18 protein-coding genes are annotated in these 21,446 nt (G+C 38.9%); 6 read left to right on the top strand and 12 right to left on the bottom strand.

Translation table 11 applies throughout. The annotated features are described in order from the left end of the window. Nucleotides 1-38 precede the first annotated feature (38 nt). Together SJY37_RS09580 and SJY37_RS09575 are read left to right on the top strand one after the other, a co-directional pair. Entirely contained in the window at nucleotides 39-1,112 is a 1,074-nt protein-coding gene (locus tag SJY37_RS09580) for a DUF1611 domain-containing protein (RefSeq protein WP_298325940.1), read from the top strand. A gap of 3 nt (nucleotides 1,113-1,115) precedes the next feature. Further along, nucleotides 1,116-2,177: a mandelate racemase/muconate lactonizing enzyme family protein gene (locus tag SJY37_RS09575; RefSeq protein ID WP_298325943.1), complete on the top strand. Its 1,062-nt coding sequence runs from the start codon at nucleotides 1,116-1,118 to the stop codon at nucleotides 2,175-2,177. Between the two features lie 171 nt (nucleotides 2,178-2,348). Here the strand turns inward: SJY37_RS09575 and SJY37_RS09570 are convergent, their stop codons facing one another. The 4 genes from SJY37_RS09570 to lon all read right to left on the bottom strand — a co-directional run bounded on the left by SJY37_RS09570 (nucleotide 2,349) and on the right by lon (nucleotide 7,320). Continuing rightward, on the bottom strand, nucleotides 2,349-2,738 hold the full coding sequence (locus SJY37_RS09570; protein ID WP_298325946.1) for a DUF4345 domain-containing protein: 390 nt from the start codon (nucleotides 2,736-2,738) through the stop codon (nucleotides 2,349-2,351). Nucleotides 2,739-2,744: 6 nt separating this feature from the next. Beyond that, nucleotides 2,745-3,440 carry a (d)CMP kinase gene (gene cmk / locus SJY37_RS09565; RefSeq protein WP_298325949.1) on the bottom strand — a complete coding sequence of 232 codons (696 nt, stop codon included), beginning with the start codon at nucleotides 3,438-3,440 and terminating at the stop codon, nucleotides 2,745-2,747. 251 nt (nucleotides 3,441-3,691) lie between these two features. Continuing rightward, on the bottom strand, nucleotides 3,692-4,708 hold the full coding sequence (porQ, locus tag SJY37_RS09560) for a type IX secretion system protein PorQ (protein WP_379953031.1): 1,017 nt from the start codon (nucleotides 4,706-4,708) through the stop codon (nucleotides 3,692-3,694). A 158-nt stretch (nucleotides 4,709-4,866) separates the two neighbouring features. Then, nucleotides 4,867-7,320, bottom strand: a complete 2,454-nt coding sequence (gene lon, locus SJY37_RS09555) for an endopeptidase La (protein ID WP_379953030.1) — start codon at nucleotides 7,318-7,320, stop codon at nucleotides 4,867-4,869. Between the two features lie 383 nt (nucleotides 7,321-7,703). On the opposite strand from lon, the gene SJY37_RS09550 reads away from it, so the two are divergent. Genes SJY37_RS09550 through SJY37_RS09535 form a run of 4 tightly spaced genes read left to right on the top strand, consistent with a single transcriptional unit; the run spans nucleotide 7,704 to nucleotide 10,602 of the window. Then, nucleotides 7,704-8,213 carry an RNA polymerase sigma factor gene (locus tag SJY37_RS09550; RefSeq protein ID WP_379953361.1) on the top strand — a complete coding sequence of 170 codons (510 nt, stop codon included), beginning with the start codon at nucleotides 7,704-7,706 and terminating at the stop codon, nucleotides 8,211-8,213. Beyond that, nucleotides 8,182-8,742 carry a hypothetical protein gene (locus SJY37_RS09545; protein WP_298325962.1) on the top strand — a complete coding sequence of 187 codons (561 nt, stop codon included), beginning with the start codon at nucleotides 8,182-8,184 and terminating at the stop codon, nucleotides 8,740-8,742. The genes SJY37_RS09550 and SJY37_RS09545 overlap by 32 nt, the downstream gene beginning before the upstream one ends. 19 nt (nucleotides 8,743-8,761) lie before the next feature. Next, the gene (locus tag SJY37_RS09540) at nucleotides 8,762-9,850 is read left to right on the top strand and encodes a hypothetical protein (RefSeq protein WP_298325965.1); all 1,089 of its coding nucleotides are present in this window, start codon (nucleotides 8,762-8,764) and stop codon (nucleotides 9,848-9,850) included. 26 nt (nucleotides 9,851-9,876) lie between these two features. Further along, nucleotides 9,877-10,602 carry a head GIN domain-containing protein gene (locus SJY37_RS09535; RefSeq protein WP_298325968.1) on the top strand — a complete coding sequence of 242 codons (726 nt, stop codon included), beginning with the start codon at nucleotides 9,877-9,879 and terminating at the stop codon, nucleotides 10,600-10,602. Between the two features lie 80 nt (nucleotides 10,603-10,682). Here the strand turns inward: SJY37_RS09535 and SJY37_RS09530 are convergent, their stop codons facing one another. From SJY37_RS09530 to SJY37_RS09495, 8 genes are all read right to left on the bottom strand, one after another. Continuing rightward, nucleotides 10,683-11,519 (bottom strand): GIN domain-containing protein, encoded by an 837-nt coding sequence (locus SJY37_RS09530; RefSeq protein ID WP_298325970.1) that lies wholly within the window; start codon nucleotides 11,517-11,519, stop codon nucleotides 10,683-10,685. 97 nt (nucleotides 11,520-11,616) lie between these two features. Beyond that, complete coding sequence (locus tag SJY37_RS09525; protein WP_298325973.1) at nucleotides 11,617-12,675, bottom strand: hypothetical protein; 1,059 nt, start codon at nucleotides 12,673-12,675, stop codon at nucleotides 11,617-11,619. A 66-nt stretch (nucleotides 12,676-12,741) separates the two neighbouring features. Beyond that, complete coding sequence (mscL, locus tag SJY37_RS09520) at nucleotides 12,742-13,176, bottom strand: large-conductance mechanosensitive channel protein MscL (protein WP_108878271.1); 435 nt, start codon at nucleotides 13,174-13,176, stop codon at nucleotides 12,742-12,744. A 113-nt stretch (nucleotides 13,177-13,289) separates the two neighbouring features. Beyond that, nucleotides 13,290-14,606: an MFS transporter gene (locus SJY37_RS09515; RefSeq protein ID WP_379953029.1), complete on the bottom strand. Its 1,317-nt coding sequence runs from the start codon at nucleotides 14,604-14,606 to the stop codon at nucleotides 13,290-13,292. 64 nt (nucleotides 14,607-14,670) lie between these two features. Then, nucleotides 14,671-15,492, bottom strand: a complete 822-nt coding sequence (locus SJY37_RS09510) for a M48 family metallopeptidase (protein ID WP_298325984.1) — start codon at nucleotides 15,490-15,492, stop codon at nucleotides 14,671-14,673. A 39-nt stretch (nucleotides 15,493-15,531) separates the two neighbouring features. Further along, entirely contained in the window at nucleotides 15,532-17,934 is a 2,403-nt protein-coding gene (locus tag SJY37_RS09505; protein WP_298325986.1) for a glycoside hydrolase family 31 protein, read from the bottom strand. A 310-nt stretch (nucleotides 17,935-18,244) separates the two neighbouring features. Then, entirely contained in the window at nucleotides 18,245-20,158 is a 1,914-nt protein-coding gene (gene glgB, locus SJY37_RS09500; protein ID WP_298325989.1) for a 1,4-alpha-glucan branching protein GlgB, read from the bottom strand. After that, a complete protein-coding gene (locus tag SJY37_RS09495) occupies nucleotides 20,158-21,429 on the bottom strand; it encodes a glucose-1-phosphate adenylyltransferase (RefSeq protein ID WP_041295587.1) in 1,272 nt (423 codons plus the stop codon). Before SJY37_RS09495 ends, glgB begins: the two co-directional genes overlap by 1 nt. Nucleotides 21,430-21,446: the final 17 nt, after the last annotated feature.

Here is a 21,446-nt window from a genome sequence, read left to right as displayed (position 1 = left end):
ATAACATTAACACATACCTGTTTAGTCAGGACACTTATATGAAAAAATCAATAGACGGAAATGCGCTTGTATACTGTCAAGGCGCTTTTAACACTGCAAACGGAAAAACGGCTCACGGCTTAGTGCGCTTTACAGAACGTTATAATGTCGTGGGAGTTATAGACAGTACGTATGCAGGTAAAGATGCTGGCGAAGTGCTAGACGGAAAACCTAATGGAATACGAATTTTTGAAAACATCGAGACTGCTATTAAAGCGTTACAAGGTGGAAAAGAGTTTCCAAAATCACTTGTTATCGGTCTTGCACCAGATGGTGGACGTCTTCCTAAGGAGGCAAGAGCAACCATTGCAACAGCGATTAAGCAGGGCTGGAATGTAGATAGTGGTTTACATGATTTCCTTACCAATGATGAGCATCTTGTAGCGCTTAGTAAGGAGCACAACATTCAAATACGTGACGTGCGTAAAACTCCGGACCGCGATACCCTGCATTTTTTCTCTGGCGAAATAGAAAAAGTGAATTGTCTTAAGATTGCTGTTTTAGGTACAGATAGCGCTATTGGTAAGCGCACAACCTCATGGTTAATCGTACACGGACTACGCAACGGCGGAAAAAAAGCGGAGATGATTGGTACCGGTCAAACTGCGTGGATGCAAGGTGCAAAATACAGCATGGTAATGGATAGCTGCATTAACGACTTTGTGTCTGGTGAAATAGAACACGCAGTAGTGAGTGCATACAATAATGAGCAACCTAATGTAATCGTGATAGAAGGCCAAGGAAGTCTTATGAACCCAGCATACCCTGGAGGTTTTGAAATCCTTGCGGCTGGAAGACCAGATTATGTAATCTTACAACACGCTCCTACACGTCTGGAATATGATGGATTCCCTGGCTATAAATTGCACTCATTACAAGAGCAGATTAATGCCATCGAGGTAATCTCTGGCAAGAAGGTCATTGCGGTGACAGTAAACCACGAGAATATGACACCAGAACAAATTGAACCAGCTTGTAAAGCGATTACGAACGAGACAGGCCTTCCTGCTTTTGATGTACTTGCACATGGCGTAGAAGGCTTAATAAAGGTTCTTGAAAAACACATTAAATAATCCATGAAAATCACAAACGTTAGTTACGAGCGTCTAGAACTTACACTCACTGCACCCTATACGATTGCTTATGAGACTGTATCGCAGGCAACTAATTTTATTCTCAAAATAGAGACAGACAGCAACATCATAGGTTTAGGTTGTGCTGCTCCAGATCTTGAGGTAACAAAGGAAACTGGTGATGATGTAGCTAGAGCGCTAGACCTTGTGATCATTCCATATCTTAAAGGTAAAAATGCACTCAACTATGCGCGCATTCTTGATGAGTTAAAACCACTGCTCAGCGTTATCTCCTCTGCGCTAGCGATGGTGGACATGGCGTTGCTAGACATTACTTCAAAAAAGATGGATGTGCCGCTTTATCAATTTTTAGGCGGTTATCGTGATAGTATTGCAACGAGTATTACCATAGGTATTTTAAGTGTAGAAGAGACTTTGAAGCAAGCTCAAGAATATGTAGACCAAGGATTTACAATTATTAAGCTCAAAGGAGGATTATCGCTGGAGGAGGATGTAGAAAAAATACACCGCTTGCGCAAAAATCATCCACACCTCACCCTACGCTTTGATGGAAACCAAGGCTACACCGTAGCGCAGGCTGTGACATTTGTTGAACAAACAAGAGCGTCTCGCATAGAAATACTCGAACAACCTACCCTAGTCGCAGACGAGGAAAAACTAGGAGAAGTAACGAGAAAAGTTCACATCCCAGTTATGGCAGATGAGAGTTTAAAATCACTGAAAGATGCCTTTAGACTTGCTCAGAACAGCCGTATGAATATGGTAAATATCAAGATTCAAAAAGTAGGTGGTATTATGGAAGCAATGCATATCAACTCTGTAGCGAGAGCTGCAGGACTAGAAGCAATGATAGGCTGTATTGATGAGTGTAGACTTGGCATTTCTTCTGGACTACACTTTGCATTATCTCGTCCTAATACAGTGTATGCAGATCTTGATGGACATCTAGATTTTGAGAATGATCCTTTTAAAGTATTGTTTAGTCTAGAGAAAGGAATCTTAAGACCTAATGGAAAAGCTGGCTTGGGGTTGAGTGATTTTTAAGGAATAAATCTAACTGTAAAAATAAGCGTCTATTGTGATTTATACTTATCACGGTAGACGTTTTTATTATTTTGAAGTTTACAGATAAGCAGCAACTTATCAATCACTTAAACATTGATCGTGTTGATTATTCGGATTATATCTTAATTGTCAAGTATCAATTGGTAAATATTAATCTTCAACACTATAAAACCTAAGATTCCATAAACCCCACCACATCATGACAGCTTCGGCTATCATTCCTGCGCCGTATTGTGGTGACCAGCCGTCTAGAATGGTGCTGACTAGCCTTCCTCCTGCGAGACCACCCATGAATAAAACGTTTACTATGGTTGCAGATCTCCAGTGGTTTTTATTAATAATACCATAAATCCAATAACCACCAAAGGCGATGTAGATTCCCATAATCGCTCTAAAGATATTTTTGAGCTCTAGATCTTGAACTTCAAAACCAAAAATGTAAGGCAGTATAACACTGGGATGCGCTCCATAAACAAATGACATGGCTATCACAATACATGCAGATAGTGCTAGTTGTAAATTTTTAGGGAGCCTAGACATTATCGATTAAACGAGACGTTTTGCAATACGATCTTTTGCCAGTTGTAATATAGTATGAAACTGATCTTCAATATTAGTTTCTGTATTGTCTATCTCAATAGCATCGGCTGCTTTTACGAGTGGAGAATCTTCACGAGTAGTATCTATGTGATCTCGCTCTACTACGTTAGAAAGTACTGCCTCATAACTCACTTTATCTCCTCTTTCTACAAGCTCATTGTAACGACGTTTTGCACGCTCCTCTGCACTGGCGGTCATAAAAATTTTAAGCTCAGCTTTAGGAAATACTACGGTACCTATATCACGACCGTCCATCACGATTCCTTTTTCTTCTCCCATGCGCTGCTGCTGCTCTACAAGTTTAGCGCGCACTTCTGAGATAGTAGCTATAGGGCTCACAAAGGAGGAAACCTCTAGGGTTCTGATGTACTTCTCTACACTCTTGCCATTAAGACAAACCTCTGCTTTTCCAGAAGCGGTATCTCTTGTAAATGAAATCTCGATATCATCAAGCCTTTTTACTAAACTTTCTTTGTCAAAAAAACCATCAGAGATAAGGCTGTTTTCCATTGCATATAAAGTTACTGCGCGATACATTGCACCCGTATCTACATAAATGTATTCTAGCCAGTCTGCAAGTTGTTTGGCTACTGTACTTTTTCCTGTGGATGAATATCCGTCTATGGCAATGGTAATTTTCAAGAGTCTGTGTTTTACACAAAAATAGGAAAACGTATGCTAGTGCTTACCATATAGATTTAAAGATTATTTCTACTAGTATAGATGAGCATACTCGCTTCTTTAATTGGAAGAAAGCGACTGCATGACTCGCTAGCCCCGATTGCAATGAAAATCCCGCAGTGTAGCGATAGCGCAACGAGGAATTGTAATGAAAAGCGGGAAACCACCTTGCAAATATGCCCAAAATGGACTGCTCCTAAAATTGAAAAGAATTATTGTAAGTCGATGCCTAGACCAAAAAAACTACTTGCCGCGGCGCTGTTATAACGAGCATATGCATAATTGAAACGCATCTTGTTAATCTTGATTCCAAAGCCTGCACTGATACCCGCAAAACTACGCTGATTGACAATACGCAGCTCTTCACTCCTGCGGAAGTTGTAGCCTAGTCGTACGTTGAAGCCACCTTTAGGAAACAACTCTACGCCCACAATCGCGTGACGAATTACATTATCGAGAATTCCTATTTTTTCTGTAGTGGTGTTGCCGTCAAGATCTGTGGTTCCTCTAGCTTCATTTTCGAAGGCGATGTTCCATAATTGAAGATTTTCTAGCGTGACATGCCAGCGTATAGGCACGTTAGGTAATATCTGAGAAATACCAGCGTCTATCTCTAGTGGGAGCTTCTCAAATGTATCTACATAGGGTGTAAACTGGGTTCCTATATTGCGTACCACTAATGCTGCGTTGAGATCCCAATCTTCGTAATTATAAGTAAGCCCAAGATCTATGGCTCCTCCCGCCGATGAATACTCAGCTAGTGTGGAGGTGATTAATTTTACATTTGCACCTACATGAAAATCTGTGTACGGAATATTGAGTGCATAGCCCAAAGAAAGCGACGCCTCACTACCGCCAAAATCTCCAGTCGAGTTCCCATTCTCATCCCTACCATCAAAAGTTCCGTAATTTACATAAGTGATTCCCGCATGCAAGACCTGCGTGCGTCTATCCCATAAATAGGCATAAGATGCCGTCCCATAATTGATGTCTGCCAGATAATTTACATAGTTTACAGAAAGCTGATTATCCATCCTATAATTAATATTGGCTGGATTATAAAGCGCAGAGTCTGGGTCGTAGTCGTAGTTTGTAATGATTTTCCCTCCTAAAGCAGCTTGCCTAGGAGATGACATCAAGTTGAGAAACTGATAGGTAGCACGTCCTCCTAACTGGCTATAAGCCGTTAGTGAACACGCAAACAACAATAAAAAGAGACTCTTTTTCATTAATCAGTACTGCATCATGATACATAACGATTGCAATGATAGTATATTTTGAGAGGGATGGGAAATAATTAGAACTATAGGATAAAGAAAAAGGGAAACTCGTGATGAGTTTCCCTTTTATGATTTTTACGCTTTCGCGAAAAATTGATAACCTAACCTTAAGCTAGCGTTTTTGCATTCTTTACTTTTTGCTTAGTAAGTGCTAGTTCTAACACCTCGCTCATATCACTTACGTAGTGGAATGTTAAGCCTTTTAAGTAGTCTTGCTTGATCTCTTCTATATCACGACGGTTTTGCTCACATAAGAGTATTTCCTTGATTCTTGCACGTTTGGCAGCAAGAATCTTTTCTTTAATACCACCTACAGGCAGTACTTTTCCTCTTAGGGTAATCTCACCTGTCATCGCTAGATTTTTCTTCACTTTACGTTGTGTAAATAAAGAAACTAAAGATGTAAGCATGGTAATACCTGCACTAGGACCATCCTTAGGAGTTGCTCCTTCTGGTACGTGAATGTGCACATTATAATTATCAAAAATGGTAGGCTCTAGTCCTAAAATCTCTGCATTTGCTTTAATGTACTCCATCGCTATGGTAGCACTTTCTTTCATCACTTTACCTAAGTTTCCTGTGATAGATAGTGTTCCTTTACCTTTTGATAAAGCAGATTCTATAAATAAGATATCTCCTCCTACTCGTGTCCACGCAAGCCCTGTAACTACTCCGGCAACTTCGTTATTTTCATATTTGTTACGTTCCATTTTTGGAGAGCCTAGTATCTCGATAACATCTTCATTAGATATTTTCACATTATACTCTTCTTCCATCGCGAGGTTTTTTGCCCCGTAACGCACCATTTTTGCAACTTGCTTTTCTAGTCCGCGCACTCCAGATTCTCTTGTATATCCTTCTACAATTTTTTCTAGTTGTGGCTTTGCTATTTTAAGCTGGTCATCTGTCATACCATGCTCTTTAAGCTGCTTAGGTAGTAGGTGACGCTTTGCAATCTCTGTCTTCTCCTCTATCGTGTATCCAGTAACGTTTATAATCTCCATACGATCTAGCAGTGCTGGCTGTATAGTATTTAAACTATTTGAAGTTGCAATAAACATCACTTTAGAAAGGTCGTAACCCATCTCAAGGAAGTTATCGTGAAACTCACTATTCTGCTCTGGATCTAGTACTTCAAGTAATGCAGAAGAAGGGTCTCCCTGACTTCCTGTACTTAGTTTATCTATCTCATCAAGTACAAAAACTGGATTACTTGTCCCTGCCTTACGCAAGCTCTGGATAATACGCCCAGGCATTGCTCCGATGTATGTTTTTCTATGTCCGCGTATTTCAGATTCATCACGCATTCCACCTAGACTTATACGTACGTACTCACGTCCTAGTGCTTCTGCTACAGATTTTCCTAGCGAAGTTTTACCTACTCCTGGAGGTCCGTATAAACATAAAATAGGCGACTTCATGTCGTTACGTAATTTCAATACCGCTAGGTATTCTATAATACGCTTCTTCACATCATCAAGACCGTAATGATCGCGGTCTAGAATCTTCATGGCACGTTTTAAATCAAATTTATCTTTAGAGAACTCATTCCAAGGAAGGTCTAAAAATAAATCAAGGTAATTGCGCTGTATGCTATACTCAGCTACCTGAGGATTCATGCGTTGCATTTTTGAAAGCTCCTTATTAAAGTGCTTCTCAACTTTTGCATCCCATTTCTTTTTCTTTGCGCGTGCACGCATTTCTTCTAGATCATCCTCAGAGCTAGCTCCACCCAGTTCTTCTTGGATAGTCTTCATCTGCTGGTGTAAGAAATACTCACGCTGCTGCTGGCTCATGTCATTTTGAACCTTGTTCTGAATATCATTTTTAAGCTCCAACTTCTGGCGCTCCATATCCATAAACTTAAGCGTCTCAAGTGCTCGCATATGCAAGTCGTTTATGTTAAGAAGCTCTTGCTTCTCTGCAACAGAGAGGTTCATGTTTGAACTCACAAAGTTGATTAAGAAAGAATCACTCTGGATATTCTTAATTGCAAAGGAAGCCTCAGAAGGAATATTTGGCGAATCTTGGATAATCTTAAGCGATAATTCCTTTATAGAATCGATAACTGCTTTAAAACCTTGATCACCTGCTTCTGGGCGAACTTCAACATATTCCTTAATAGTAGCCTTCATGTAAGGCTCTACTTGCGTTACTTGATCTACCTCAAAGCGTTTTTTACCTTGTATGATAACTGTAACGTTACCATCTGGCATTTTAAGCACACGTAAAATACGCGCTACTACGCCTACCTTATGAATATCATCTTCACCTGGATTTTCTACCTCTTCATCTTTCTGAGCTACTACTCCTATTACTTTCCCTCCTTTATTTGCTTCATCTATAAGCTTTATAGAAGTGTCTCTTCCTGCCGAAATAGGGATGACTACTCCTGGAAAAAGTACGGTGTTACGCAAAGGTAAAATAGGCAAGCTTTCTGGAAGCTCCTCGTTATTAATTACCTCCTCGTCTTCTGGAGTCATTAAGGGGATTAATTCTGCATCTCCATCTATCTCTTGCAGTGACAATCTGTCTAATGTTGTAAATTTTGGTTTTGCCATATATAATGTGTGCCACAATGTCGTGTACTGCTACGCGCCTTGTGGATGTATAACTATTAGTATTCTCTTTAAATATAGTGAGTTTAGCCCATCATAAGATAATGGTTACCCTCACTATGAACTTTAATTCAATTGTTGTGCCAAGGGAGTATTTTGCTTTCGCGAAAATTTGAAGAACCAACACAAATGCGCGTTCTTTATCTATGAAGTAAATACCTCCTTATATTCAAAGGATTCAAAATAATGTTGTCAAATTTTCACGAAAGTGTAACAAAGAAATAAAACACGCATCTTTACTATAGAATGAACCAAAAGTGAATTTTACCAACCATCAAATAACTGAATTAATAACACTGTGCCAGCAAGGTAATCAGGGTGCTCAAATGGAGGTGTATAACCGCTACTACAATGCGATGTACAATACTTCGCTACGCATCGTAAAACACGAGGCAGAGGCAGAAGATATTATGCAAGAGTCCTTTTTGAGTGCTTTTACAAAGCTCGATAGTTATAAGGGTGAGGCATCCTTTGGAAGTTGGTTAAAACGTATTGTGGTAAATAATAGCCTCAATGCTTATAACAAGGGAAAGAAACTAGATGAAACACCGCTAGAAGATCATCTATATAAGATAGAAGATGATGCAGAGGGTGTGAGTGAGGTAGACCTCACAAGTGTGAGAGCACAAGAAGTCGTTCATGCTATGAGTATGCTTAAAGATAATTATAGACAATCACTGTCTTTACATCTTATAGAAGGTTATGACTACGAGGAAATGAGTGAGATAATGAATGTAAGCTATGCAAACTGCAGAACCATGGTGTCAAGAGCAAAAGACAGCTTACGCAAACTATTAAATAACAATGAAAAAGGAACCTATAGATCAAGTATTTAAACGACTGGAAGGACGTCTGGATACAGCTGCACCTAGTGCAGATCACAAAGCTAATTTTCTAGCAAAATTACAGGCGCAGGCTACAGAGGATATTCCTGCAAAGGAAACAAAAACAATACAATGGATGCGACCGCTGTTTATTGCAGCGAGTGTGATTCTTCTTGCAGGATTAATTCTTACACAGTTTAACAATACGCCTAAAGCTAAGGAACTCGCAGATGTTTCTCCAGAAATGGAAAACACGCAAGATTTCTTTACAAAAACAATAGAACGCGAGCTCTTTGATATTAAAGAGAACATGAATCCTGAGAACCAAGCCATGGTAATGGATGCCATAAAGCAACTTGAAATCTTAGAGAAGAATTATGATAGTTTAAAGAAAGACCTTTCTGAAAGTGGAGAAGATAAGCGTGTGATCTACGCAATGATAGACAACTTCCAGAATAGAATTGACCTCCTACAGCATGTAGTAGAACAAATGGATGCCATCAAAGAATTAAATACTATTGAAAAAGCCGTAACGCTCTAGTTACTCAAATAATAATCTTATGAAAAAGAAAATAACGCAACTCTTACTTATAGCACTCATTATCCCTTCTATGGTGATGGCTGCGAGTGTAGACCCTCAAGGGAAATACACTAAGGAAAAGAGAATCAAAAAAGAATATACTGTAAATCCAAATGTAAAACTGGTGATTGACAATAGCTATGGAAATGTCAATATGGTGAGCTGGAACGAAAACAGAATCGTCATTGAAGTTCTAGTAAAAACTAATGGTAACGACGAGGAGCGCGTAAAAGAAAAACTAGACGAGATTGATGTCAATTTTGAAGGATCAAGTAGTTATGTAAGCGCAAAAACAAACTTCGAAAAAAGCAGTAGCAGATCGTGGTGGAACAGCTGGAAAAACAGTAATGTAAATATGGAAATCAACTACACCATTAAACTTCCAGCAACTAGTATGGTAGATGTAAGCAATGATTATGGAGGAATTAATATTGACCGACTAGAGGGTAATGCAAAAATAAATTGTGACTATGGGAAAATCACGATAGGCGAACTACTAGCAGAAAATAACTACCTCAACTTTGACTACACTAAGAATAGCACCATAGGATACATGAAGAGCGGACGTATTAATGCAGACTACTCAAGCTTTTTCTTAGAAAGAGGAGGAGATATTGAACTTAATGCAGATTATAGTAAGTCTGAATTTGGGAGTATTGAAAACTTAAACTACAATTGTGACTATGGCTCTGTAATTACTGGAGATACTAAAGACATTATAGGTCGAGGAGATTACATATCTGCAAAAATTGGTGTAGTACATGGAGATCTTAATATCAATGCAGATTATGGGAGCATACGTATAGAAGAACTGGCTAGCGATGCTGGAGACATCTCTATACAGAGTGACTACACGGGTATTAAAGTTGGCTATAACCCTCAATACAACTTTACGTTTGCTATAAAACTAGAGTATGCAGGCTTGAGCGGTAAAGAAGATCTCACTTTTAATAAGGAGCGCATAGAATCTTCAGACAAATACTACGAAGGATACAGAGGAAATTCTAATACTAATAATCACGTAAACATCAACTCAGAATACGGTGGCGTCACTTTATTCAAAAACTAATAATCAATCATCAAAAAACAACACTCATGAAAAAATTAATCACACTCAGTCTCATTCTTTTAGCAAGTACACAAATCCACGCACAATGGTGGGGTAAGAGTATAAAAGGTAATGGACAGCTAGAAACCGAGACACGCAACGTAGGAGAATATGATGAGATTAGCATCGCTGGATTCTTTGACGTAACACTAGTAGCCGGAGAGGAAGGAGAAATCACATTACAAGGAGAAAGCAACCTACTAGATTATGTTGAAACAGAAGTAAACGGCGATAGACTTACTATCAAAGTTCAAAACAAGCAAAATCTAAAGACGAGCTACGGAAAGGATATTAAAATTAAAATTCCTTTTAGAGATTTAGATCGAGTGTCATTATCAGGATCTGGGGAGATTATGAGTGATGATGTAATAAAAGCAAATACTTTTGAAGTTTCTGTCTCTGGATCTGGAGATGTTGCTCTTATTGTGGAAGCAAACCGTACAGAGAGCCGAGTGACAGGATCTGGTGACCTGATACTTAAAGGTTCCACCAGAGATCACGTTGTAAAAGTTACAGGCTCTGGAGATATAGAAGCTGGACGCTTTAAAGCAGAGACGGTAGATGCTCAAGTTACAGGTTCTGGAGATATACGCGTAGCTTGTGAAAAAAGCATAAGAGCTCGTGTAACTGGTTCTGGTGACATAGAGTACGTAGGAAACCCATCAAAACAAGACACTAAGGTTTCTGGTTCTGGAGATATTACAAGAGGATAATCCTTAAAAACATTTCTTTACAAGAATAAAAAATGCCCTCATAAGAGGGCATTTTTTTATAGAATTCCATGTTGTAATTTTTATTCCTTCTTTAAGATTTTTGAGGTTCCTGTAAAACGTTCTATCGTTAATTTAGGTTCACCATACACTTGAAGTTGTGCTTTATCTGCAAGATCTACAACAATCTCCTGATCTGCAGTTACAATTGTTGTAGAATTTCCTGCTCCGATTACGTTGATCACATCTGCATTAAATGTTTGAGCTTTGCACTCAGCATTGTCTTTTAAATCCAGCGTTACAGTTTGAGCATTTCCTATTAATTCTAGGTCTGATCTTTCAGATGCAGATAGCGTGAATTTTTTTGTATTGATATCCGCTTTCGCGAAAGCGTTATCTGTAACATTCATGGTCAAATCATCACCCATATAATCCATCTCAATTTTTGAATTTGAATTTGCAGTTATGGAAGCTTGTGTTGCTTTTACCTCTCCTTCAAACTGACTATCATCTAAAAAACTTCCTCTAAAAAAATCTGATTTAAGAACAGATTGTGCTTTCACCTTACTCTTTGCATCTAAGCTTACAGAATTAAGAGTCACAAAACGCACCGTGATATCAAGACGTTTTGCACTTCTGATATCCTTTCTCGCAGAAACTAGCAATACACTATCACGTACATCAAAGCTTATTAATTCAATAAGGTTATCATCCATCTCAAGCTCGTAGCCTGGTTGAGAATCTGCAATAAGTGTAACTTCTAGACCATCTGTTACTTTAATATCTGTAAATGGACGTAATACCTCAGATACATCTTTCACATTTCTACTTCCTTTTACTCGCTCTCTTTGAGCGCTTACAGCCGTAGTCACAAACATAAGCACAGCAATAGCTATACCTTTCATATATATTTTTTTCATAGAATTAAATGTACAATAAATGAGCCATCATTAATAACAACACATAAAAAAAGCATCTGGTTACAGATGCTCTTTAAAAATATGTCGTTTATGGATATTAATAGATAATATTAATTACTCCATCTGCGGTAAGTACTTCTTCGCTATCTGGATTTGTAAATGTTCCAGAAAAAGTTCCTACGATTGTAGTACCATCGTTTGCAGTGATATTATTTACAAATGGAGTCGTCGCTTCTATAGATGGTGTGTGCACAACACCTCCTACTGTTAGAATCGTATTTTGCATCACATTATCTCCTGTTTGCTGTAATACTATATCAAAAGTAAACGTATCTCCCGTATCGATATCTGTTGCAACCACGCTCAGTAAAGATCCGCTTATGGAAACAGTAGCTGTATTAAAATTTGTAAATACTTCTCCCACGGTTACTTGCACTGGCCCATCTTGTTCTGGTGGAGAGCAATCTCCTAGATCTTGTACAATAGCAGTAAGACTTCCATCTGTATCTCCACAAGCAGCAATTTGCGTCTGTAAAGCCATCGAGTAGTCTGCACAAGCTGCAGTATACGCTTCCTCATCAAGAGGATCTACTGCATTAAATATCTCTCTCGCTTCTGATGTAGTAACCTGTGCTGCAGCACAATCACCACCACAGTTCAACGCGTCAATGGTAGCTTGTATATTTCCGCTTGCATCACCACAAGCTTCTATTTGAGTTATTAAAGCGGCGCTATAAGCAATGCATAATTGTTCTTCATTCTCACTAGTTGCATTATTAAAAGCTCCTAATGCCGCATTTACAGCAGTCTCCGCTTGAAAACAAGAATCTGGCGTAGAGCAATCTCCTAAGCTTGTAAGAGTAGCTTGTAATGTTCCAGATGCATCACCACAAAGTTGAATTGTTGCTTGAATTGCAGTTGCATATGCACCACAAGCTTGTGAGTAATTTGCCTCTGTTGCACTACTAAAAGCCGCCTGTGCTGCTACGAGAGTATCAAAAGCTAATTGGCAAGTTTCACTATCTGGATCCGGTTCACTTGGATCAGATCCATCACCTGTAACGCTAAAAACCCCTTCAAGAGGTTCGTCATCACAAGAGACAACCGTCACTGCAACCATCATTATAAATAAAAATAAAACGTGTAGTTTTTTCATCGTAGTAGTAATTTCTAAATCTGAAACACAAACATAATCAATTTATTGCACTGTTTTGCTCTTAGACTATGAGTCCTTGCGAGCCTTTAACAGGTTGTTCTGCTCTTGCATAAGATGCTCAATGTTTGCAAGCAGTTCTATATTTTTCGGAGTTTTTTCTTCTGTATTTTTAGGATCTTCTGCCTTGTCTTTAAATCTATTGATCCCTTTAATCACTACAAAAATGGTAATTGCGATTACCAAAAAATCTATTGAAACCTCAATAAGTTCTCCATAACCAATTGCTATTTCCTTTTCTTCACCTTCGGCTGCACGCAAGAGGTACTTTCTATCTGCGAGATTAATACCATCTGTGAGTAGTGATAACGGTGGCATCACGACTTTTTTTACAATCGTGTTTACCACATTATTGAAAGCAGTACCTATAATAATACCTACTGCCATATCGATCATGTTACCCTTGATCGCAAAATTTTTGAATTCTTGAATAAATCCAGCCATAACTATCTATTGTATGCCGTAGCAACTTAATTATTGAATAATAAACTTTAGCAAAGCCCTCTCTACTTATAAGATTGGGAGTTTGAGTATTTACGCTTTCGCGAAAGCGTAACCTACGTAATTACCGTCCTGTCTTTAGGCACTCGAAGTAATAACACGACACCTGCCGCAAAAAATAAAATTAAAAACACAATCGAATAGCGCATGCTTCCTGTAAGTTCTTCTATGAAACCGTATAAAAACATACCGATGATGATCCCTATTTTCTCAGCAACATCATAAAAGCTGAAATATGAAGTAGTGTCCTCTGTTTCTGGTAAAAACTTAGCATACGTAGATCTTGATAGCGACTGAATTCCTCCCATTACTAAGCCTACAAATGCCGCCGTAATGTAAAACTGAACAGGAGTGTACACGAAGTAGGCCCAAGCGCAGATAAAAATCCAAACAATATTAATGATAATAAGTGCCTTAAGATTCCCTATTCTAGCCGATAATTTTGAGGTCAAGTAAGCTCCAGCAACGGCGACTAGTTGTATTAATAAAATACTACCTATAAGTCCCGTGGTACGCTCGCTGTCACTTCCCCATTCTAGTTCTTGCTCTCCAAAGTATGCTGCCGCAAGCATTACCGTCTGTACTGCCATACTATATACAAAGAATGCAATAAGATATTTTTTGAGTCGTAGCTGTGACTGCATGGATCTCCAGATGGTTCTCAACTCGTTAAAACCATTTAAGAGCACAGCTCCAGTAAGTTTACCGTCTGCTTTATTACCCTTAGGAAGATACCTGTAAGTGTACTGACTAAAACCTATCCACCAAACTCCAGTGAGCACAAAAGAAAGCCTCGTTGGAAAACCTTCATCTTCAAAGCCAAAAATCTCATACCCCAGAATCATAAATAAACACCAGCCAAGCAATATGACACTCCCTATATATCCCCAAGAATATCCTTTGGCACTTATTGCATCGTGCTGATCTGGAAAAGCAATATCTGGTAAGTAGGAGTTGTAAAATACGAGACTACCCCAGAAACCTATAAGTCCTAATGCATAAAGCAAAAGACTTAAATATATATGCTCTAAGCTGAACCAGTATAGTCCTATGGTCGCTAGCGCTCCCATGTAACAGAAAAACTTAAGAAAGTACTTTTTATTACCTAGATAATCTGCCACTCCAGATAGAATAGGAGAAATGATTGCTACTATTAAAAACGCCACCGCAGTAGTATAAAATATAAGCGGACTGCGACGTAACATCATCCCAAAAACTTCAATCTCCTCTATACCAGCACCTCTAAAGAGGGCTCCATAAAACAGTGGAAATATAGCAGATGCTATTACAAGACTGTAGGTGGAGTTTGCCCAATCATAAAATGCCCATGCATTTAACAATTTTTTATCTCCTTTTTGTAGTTCGTTATTCATATTACTAAAATAGAAAAGCTGTGCGATTGCACAGCTTTTCTTACTATATATTTCGTGTAAAGTTCTATTTAAAAGAAGTCACTCCAAATTTTGCCGCTTCTGCTCTCGCCATTGGCGCTTTGGCAGTAAGATTTGCAATACGACTATCTGATGATGGGTGCGTACTCATAATCTGTGGTGGCGCTTCACCTCCACTTGCAGCTTTCATACGTTTCCATAACTCTGCTGCTTCATCAGGGTTGTATCCAGCTATTGCTGCAATTACGATTCCGATTTCGTCTGCTTGTGTCTCATGACTACGAGAGAAAGGAAGCATTCCTCCTACTTGTGAACCTATACCATAAAGTTGCATGATTTGTTGTTGCTTTGCTTGATCTTGACCTCCTACTGCAATAGCAGTGGCAACACCACCATATTGTTGTAATTGTGCAGCACTCATACGTTGAGCACCGTGATCTGCAAGTGCGTGAGCAAGCTCATGCCCCATTACCATTGCTAGTCCAGTTTCTGATTGAGTAATCGGTAAAATTCCAGTGTACACTACAATCTTCCCTCCTGGCATACACCAAGCGTTTACTGCTTCATCTTTAACTAGATTGTACTCCCAGCGATAATCTTGTAAATAACCAGGCTCTCCTAGTGCTGTAAGGTAACGCTCTGCTGCTACGGCTATTTTTTCACCTACGCGCTTTACCATATTAGCATCTGCTGTTCCAGTAATCACATTATTTTCAGATAGGAATGCGTCATACTGTTGGAATGCCATTGGAAATAACTGATCGTTACTTACAAAGTTAAGAGTCTTCTTCCCTGTAAATGGGCTCGTCTTACATGCACATACCAGAAGTACGGTCATAATAAGAACAAATGTATTTTTAAGTTTCATAATGATGGTTTTAAATCAGGATATAAAAATACGCAAATGTTAAATACCACTCAGATGCAGCTCCGTGAAATCTTTGTTAATGATTAAAGCACATGTTATCGGGTCAAACTGCACATCTTCTAGACTCACTTTCTGATTGTCTAATTCTATAGTCGTGATTTCAAACGGTAGACCTATTAAATGTATTCTAAAAGTGTCATATGTTGTGATAAAGTCACCACGTTTGTGCTGCTGTATAATCCAGTCTTTCTCACGCCCTACCATTTTAAAAGTACGATAGCTATAACGATCTTTTTTATAATCATAACCGTCTTGAGCATCTTCATATAATTTTGAAGCATTTTTTCCAAGACCGTAGTACACCTCAAGTTCTACTTGCTCTATCTCAAGCTCTCCTACATATTGTTGTATAGGATATTTAGGAAGTATGGTTCCTTCTTTTACAAATAATGGCATCTCATCAATATCTGCATCTACCCATTGTTCTTTTCCTCCTTGCACAATTTGCTTTGTCCAGTAGTTGTACCACTGCCCTCTAGGCACGTACATACGTCGTCCTTTAGCATTAGGTTCAAGTATTGGGCATACTAGAATATGATGTCCAAAGATGAACTCATCTGTACGGTAATGCGTTTGTGCATCATCTTGATCAAAATATACAAGCGGCTTTAATAATGGCGTACCTTTCTTGATATACTCATAAAACATAGTATATAAATAAGGCAATAATCTATAACGCAAGTTGATAAACTTACGAGCAATATCTGTCACACCTTCGTCAAAGGTCCACGGTTCTTGATCTCCATGATGCCCAGAAGAGTGTGTACGGCAGAAAGGATGAAATACTCCTAGCTGTATCCATCTTGCATAAAGCTCTCCAGTAGGCTGCTCTGCAAACCCACCAATATCTGTACCTGTAAAACTCATCCCTGAGATACACATACGTTGCACTTGTATGTTTGCTACCCATAAATGTTCCCAGCTGGCTACGTTATCACCCGTCCAAGAACTTGTGTAACGTTGCGCTCCTGAGTATGCAGACCTTGTAATTACAAACGGTCGCTTAGGATACGCAAATTTCTTCACACCTTCATAGGTCGCGCGAGCCATTTGAGTACCGTAAATGTTATGTGCTTTTAGGTGGCTACAAGGATGTCCATCATAATTATGACGCACATCTGGTGGAAATGTTTTTCCTGGAACCTCCATCACTGCAGGCTCATTCATATCATTCCAAACTCCTTTTACACCTACATCTTGAATAAGTTCTTTAAATAATCCTGCCCACCAGTCACGTACTTTAGGGTTTGTATAATCTGGAAAATTGCATTCTCCAGGCCACACTTTACCTTTCATAGCAGGACCATCTGCGCGCTTACAGAAGTAATCATTCTCTACGCCTTCATTATAAACCCAATAATCTTTATCGATTTTGATTCCTGGATCTATGATAACAATGGTTTTAAAACCATCATCTGCTAGTTCCTTTACCATTCTTTTAGGATCGGGGAAATGATCTTTATTCCATGTAAAACATCTCCAGCCATCCATATAATCAATGTCTAGATAAATCCCATCACAAGGAATTTTGAGTTCGCGAAATTTACTTGCAATCTCCTTTACATTACTTTCTGGAAAGTAACTCCATTTACACTGGTGATATCCCAGCGCCCATAATGGCGGAAGCTCAGGAACACCTGTAAGATTCGTATAACTTGCTACAACCTCAGACATATCTGGACCATAGATAAAGTAGTAATTCATCTCACCTCCTTGCGCCCAGAAGCTTGTAACTCCCATACGCTCATGAGCAAAATCAAAATACGTTTTAAACGTGTTGTCAAAAAACACACCGTACGCCTTCTTTTGATGTAGCCCTATGTAAAAAGGAACTGCTTTATATATTGGATCTTGATCCTTTGCAAATGCATATTGATCTGTTGCCCAGTTATGCACTCGCTTTCCTCGTAAATTAGAATGCATAGGCTTATCACCTAGCCCATAATAGGACTCTGCATGCTGTGCTTTCTTACTCATCTTAACGATATTACCTCCATACTGGAAGCTCTCCTCGTAGTGAAAACCTAATTCGTCTTCATTAATAAGATTCCCTTTTGTATCGTAAATACTTGTCTGTAAACTCTCTTTCTCAATACGTATGTGAAGCTTTGCAGTATTTACGTGATAATATTTATCATCATCTGTAAGTTCCAGATGATTGTAGCCACGAGGTGCATCTTCATCTATCGCATAAGAAAAGTCTGGCTCAAAAACGCCACCTGTTGCAAAGCGAAAACGTATCACACTATCTCGCAACACAGTAAGTTCTAAAATCACCTCATTTGAGGTAGTAAAATATAAGATATCTGTCTCTTGTTTGACATCTACCACGTTTTTAGGAAATTGATTCCCTTTTTGCTCTAATTCTGTATTTACAATCATAGTAATTGTTATTTCCTTTCAAATAAACACTATATCGTGTAAAAATGAAGTTAATTCGTAATTAGTTATTAACGCTAACGTTTTCGTAAGCTCAGAAATGGTATTTATATCACCTTTAGAGTGTTTGGAACGCACAATCACAGCTCTTTTGCTAGATGTTCATCCCGCTTTCCACTACAATTCCTCATCGCGACTTTGATCTGCTCTTGCGGGATTTCCATTGCAATCGGGGTTATAGAGCCCCGCAAGTGTGCATTTGTATAAGCCTCATTATTTTCTCAGTTTACCGAATTGAAACCTAGTACGCTAACTACTTTTTCAATTCAAAAATCACTCCCGCCAAAGGCCCTATCTTCACTTCCGCCGAGTGGTCTTTTCCATTCCATGAAGTTTCGATAACATCGAGTGTTTTGTTGTGATAATCACCCGTTCCAGCATACTTACTTGCGTCGCTGTTAAATATTTCGCGTAAGCTTCCTTTAAAAGGTAACCCTATGCGATATTGAGGCTGCGGTGTAGGTGTCATATTAAACACACACACAACTACGCTATTCTCATCATTGCCCTTTCTAATGTAACTTAGTATGGCATTTGTATTATCATCGTGTGCAATCCATTCGAAACCTTCTGGTTCAAACTGCTTCTCGTACAAAGCAGGTGTCAATGTATACAGGCCATTAATATCCTTGAAAGCACTTAGTGCTGCTTTATGAATATCATATTCAAGCACGTACCAATCTAGCTGCTCTTGAAAATTCCACTCTGTACCTTGACCAAATTCGCTTCCCATAAACAGTAACTTACTACCAGGATGCGTATACATATACGTATACAAAAGCCTGAGATTTGCAAAGCGTTGCCACTCATCTCCAGGCATTCTACCTATAATAGATTTTTTACCATAGACCACCTCATCATGAGATAATGGTAGCATAAAGTTCTCTGTAAAACCATAGGTCATTGAGAAGCTAATCTCATTGTGGTGATGATTTCTATAGATAGTATCTCTTTTAAAATAAGCAAGGGTATCATGCATCCATCCCATCATCCACTTCATCCCAAAACCTAAACCTCCTGAAAATACTGGCCTACTCACTGCTGGAAAATTAGTAGACTCCTCTGCAATGGTTTGAACATCTGGAAAACTAGCATACACCTCTGCATTAAGTTCCTTTAGAAACGAAATTACAGCGAGGTTTTCTCTTCCTCCTTGATCATTAGGCTCCCACTCGCCTTCTTCCCTACTATAATCGAGGTATAGCATAGAAGCGACAGCGTCTACTCTCAAGCCATCTATATGATATTGCTCTAACCAAAAAAGCGCATTACTAATCAAGAAGCTTCTAACCTCATTACGTTCGTAATTGAAAATAAGTGACTTCCAGTCGGGATGCCATCCTTTCTTTCTATCTGGGTGCTCGTAACAGGCTGTTCCATCAAAGTTACCAAGACCATGCGCATCTTCTGGAAAATGAGAAGGTACCCAGTCTAAAATTACCCCAATATCATTTTGGTGCAACGCATCTATCAAAGTCATTAACTCTTCAGGATATCCAAATCGAGAGGTAGGCGCAAAATATCCTGTAATTTGATATCCCCAGCTGGGATCATAAGGATGCTCCATCACTGGCATAAACTCCACATGTGTAAAATTTAATTCTTTCACATAAGCCACGAGTTCGCTGGCTAGTTCTGTATAGCTAAGGCTACGATTTCCTTCATCTTGCTTTCTTCTCCAGCTTGCAAGGTGCATTTCATACACAGAGTACGGCGCATTAAGACTGTTGTGCTTATGGCGTTTTTTCATCCATGCAGCATCCTTCCAGTTATGATTTGTTTTATAAACTACAGAAGCGGTTTGAGGTGGGTGCTCTGCTCGTCTCGCGTAAGGGTCTGCCTTTTCTGTGACAACGCCATTGTGGTTGGAGTGAATTTTGTATTTGTATACTTCACCATGAGCGATCTCAGGAATAAAACCTTCCCAAATCCCGCTTCCATCCCATCGTACGTTAAGAATATGCTCGTCCTCATTCCAGTAATTAAAATCACCTACAACAGATACTCGCTTTGCACTAGGTGCCCATACGGAGAAATAAGTTCCATCTACACCATCTACAGTTATGGGGTGACTACCCATTTTATCATGAAGACGGTAGTGTTTTCCTCCCTTAAAAAGGTCAATGTCAAATGCTGTAAATAAGCTATGTGCTATTACTTCTGCCATTAAATAGTTGTTCCTGAAACTATAGTGGCTCCATTCTTTACAACCACGATGCCATCTCGCACTACATAAGTATCTGTTTCTACATCGTCTAGATGCTTTCCTCCAGTAATACGAACATCGTCTCCTATTTTTGCATTTTTATCAATAATACAGTTGGTTATAAAACAGCGATCTCCTATACCTACGTGTGGGATACCTTTATCACGAGCCGCATTAATCTCTTCAAGATCTAAGAAGCGATTGCTACCCATTACATAGCAGTTTTCAATAACCGTTCCTTTACCTATACGTGATCGTATTCCTATCACAGAATTTGCAATACGACTACCGTGTATGATACTACCTTCTGCTACTATAGATTTTTCAAGTGTTGTTCCTGAAATCTTTGTAGGTGGTAGTACACGTGGTCTGGTGAGTATGGTTTGTCCTTTATTAAATAAATTAAATTTAGGCATATCTGACGTCAAGTCTATGTTTGCCTCAAAAAAAGAATCGATATTTCCTATGTCTGTCCAGTACCCTTCATAGGCATAACTAAGCACCTTATGGTTTTCTATAGATTGCGGAATAATCTCTTTTCCAAAATCCATAGTATCCGTCCCCTCTAGCAGATTAATCAATAAGTCTTTATTAAAAATATAAATCCCCATAGATGCGAGATAATGTTTACCCTCGCTCTTCATTGCTGGCGAAACCTCAGATTCCCATTCTGGAAGAAGTTCGGCAGCTGGTTTTTCTATAAAAGAGTCAATCATATTATCCTCCTTAGTTTTAAGAATACCAAAGGACGTAGCATCTTTTGCATTAACAGGCAGTGATGCAATACTTATCTCTGCTCCCGAAGCCTTGTGAGCATCAAGCATTTCATTAAAATCCATTTGATATAATTGATCTCCAGAGAGTATCATAATATAATCAGACTCATAACCTTTAAAATGGTGTAAACACTGTCTTACAGCATCTGCAGTACCTTGAAACCAACCCTTGTTTTCTGGAGTTTGCTCTGCTGCAAGAATATCTACAAAAGCATCAGAAAAATAAGAAAATTGGTAGGTATGCTTAATATGCTTATTAAGTGAAGCCGAGTTAAACTGAGTTAACACGAACATCCTTTTGATATTTGAATTCAAACAATTTGAAATAGGAATATCTACTAGACGATATTTACCTGCAATAGGAACAGCGGGTTTTGATCTCTGTGCTGTGAGTGGATATAATCTTGAGCCTTGACCTCCTCCTAATATAATCGCTAGTACTTCCTTATTCATTATTTATTGCTTTTAGAGTT

Source organism: Dokdonia sp. R78006, from assembly GCF_042466145.1.
Taxonomy (GTDB): domain Bacteria; phylum Bacteroidota; class Bacteroidia; order Flavobacteriales; family Flavobacteriaceae; genus Dokdonia.
Note: the sequence above shows the minus strand (reverse complement) of the source record. Positions and strands in the feature narration are given on the sequence as shown.

Bases quoted from the DNA above. Each gene is read 5' to 3' on its own strand.
- SJY37_RS09580 (WP_298325940.1), top strand. From the start codon at position 39: ATGAAAAAATCAATAGACGGAAATGCGCTTGTATACTGTCAAGGCGCT.
- SJY37_RS09575 (WP_298325943.1), top strand. From the start codon at position 1,116: ATGAAAATCACAAACGTTAGTTACGAGCGTCTAGAACTTACACTCACT.
- SJY37_RS09570 (WP_298325946.1), bottom strand. From the start codon at position 2,738: ATGTCTAGGCTCCCTAAAAATTTACAACTAGCACTATCTGCATGTATT.
- porQ (WP_379953031.1), bottom strand. From the start codon at position 4,708: ATGAAAAAGAGTCTCTTTTTATTGTTGTTTGCGTGTTCACTAACGGCT.
- lon (WP_379953030.1), bottom strand. From the start codon at position 7,320: ATGGCAAAACCAAAATTTACAACATTAGACAGATTGTCACTGCAAGAG.
- SJY37_RS09550 (WP_379953361.1), top strand. From the start codon at position 7,704: ATGGAGGTGTATAACCGCTACTACAATGCGATGTACAATACTTCGCTA.
- SJY37_RS09545 (WP_298325962.1), top strand. From the start codon at position 8,182: ATGAAAAAGGAACCTATAGATCAAGTATTTAAACGACTGGAAGGACGT.
- SJY37_RS09540 (WP_298325965.1), top strand. From the start codon at position 8,762: ATGAAAAAGAAAATAACGCAACTCTTACTTATAGCACTCATTATCCCT.
- SJY37_RS09535 (WP_298325968.1), top strand. From the start codon at position 9,877: ATGAAAAAATTAATCACACTCAGTCTCATTCTTTTAGCAAGTACACAA.
- SJY37_RS09530 (WP_298325970.1), bottom strand. From the start codon at position 11,519: ATGAAAAAAATATATATGAAAGGTATAGCTATTGCTGTGCTTATGTTT.
- SJY37_RS09525 (WP_298325973.1), bottom strand. From the start codon at position 12,675: ATGAAAAAACTACACGTTTTATTTTTATTTATAATGATGGTTGCAGTG.
- mscL (WP_108878271.1), bottom strand. From the start codon at position 13,176: ATGGCTGGATTTATTCAAGAATTCAAAAATTTTGCGATCAAGGGTAAC.
- SJY37_RS09515 (WP_379953029.1), bottom strand. From the start codon at position 14,606: ATGAATAACGAACTACAAAAAGGAGATAAAAAATTGTTAAATGCATGG.
- SJY37_RS09510 (WP_298325984.1), bottom strand. From the start codon at position 15,492: ATGAAACTTAAAAATACATTTGTTCTTATTATGACCGTACTTCTGGTA.
- SJY37_RS09505 (WP_298325986.1), bottom strand. From the start codon at position 17,934: ATGATTGTAAATACAGAATTAGAGCAAAAAGGGAATCAATTTCCTAAA.
- glgB (WP_298325989.1), bottom strand. From the start codon at position 20,158: ATGGCAGAAGTAATAGCACATAGCTTATTTACAGCATTTGACATTGAC.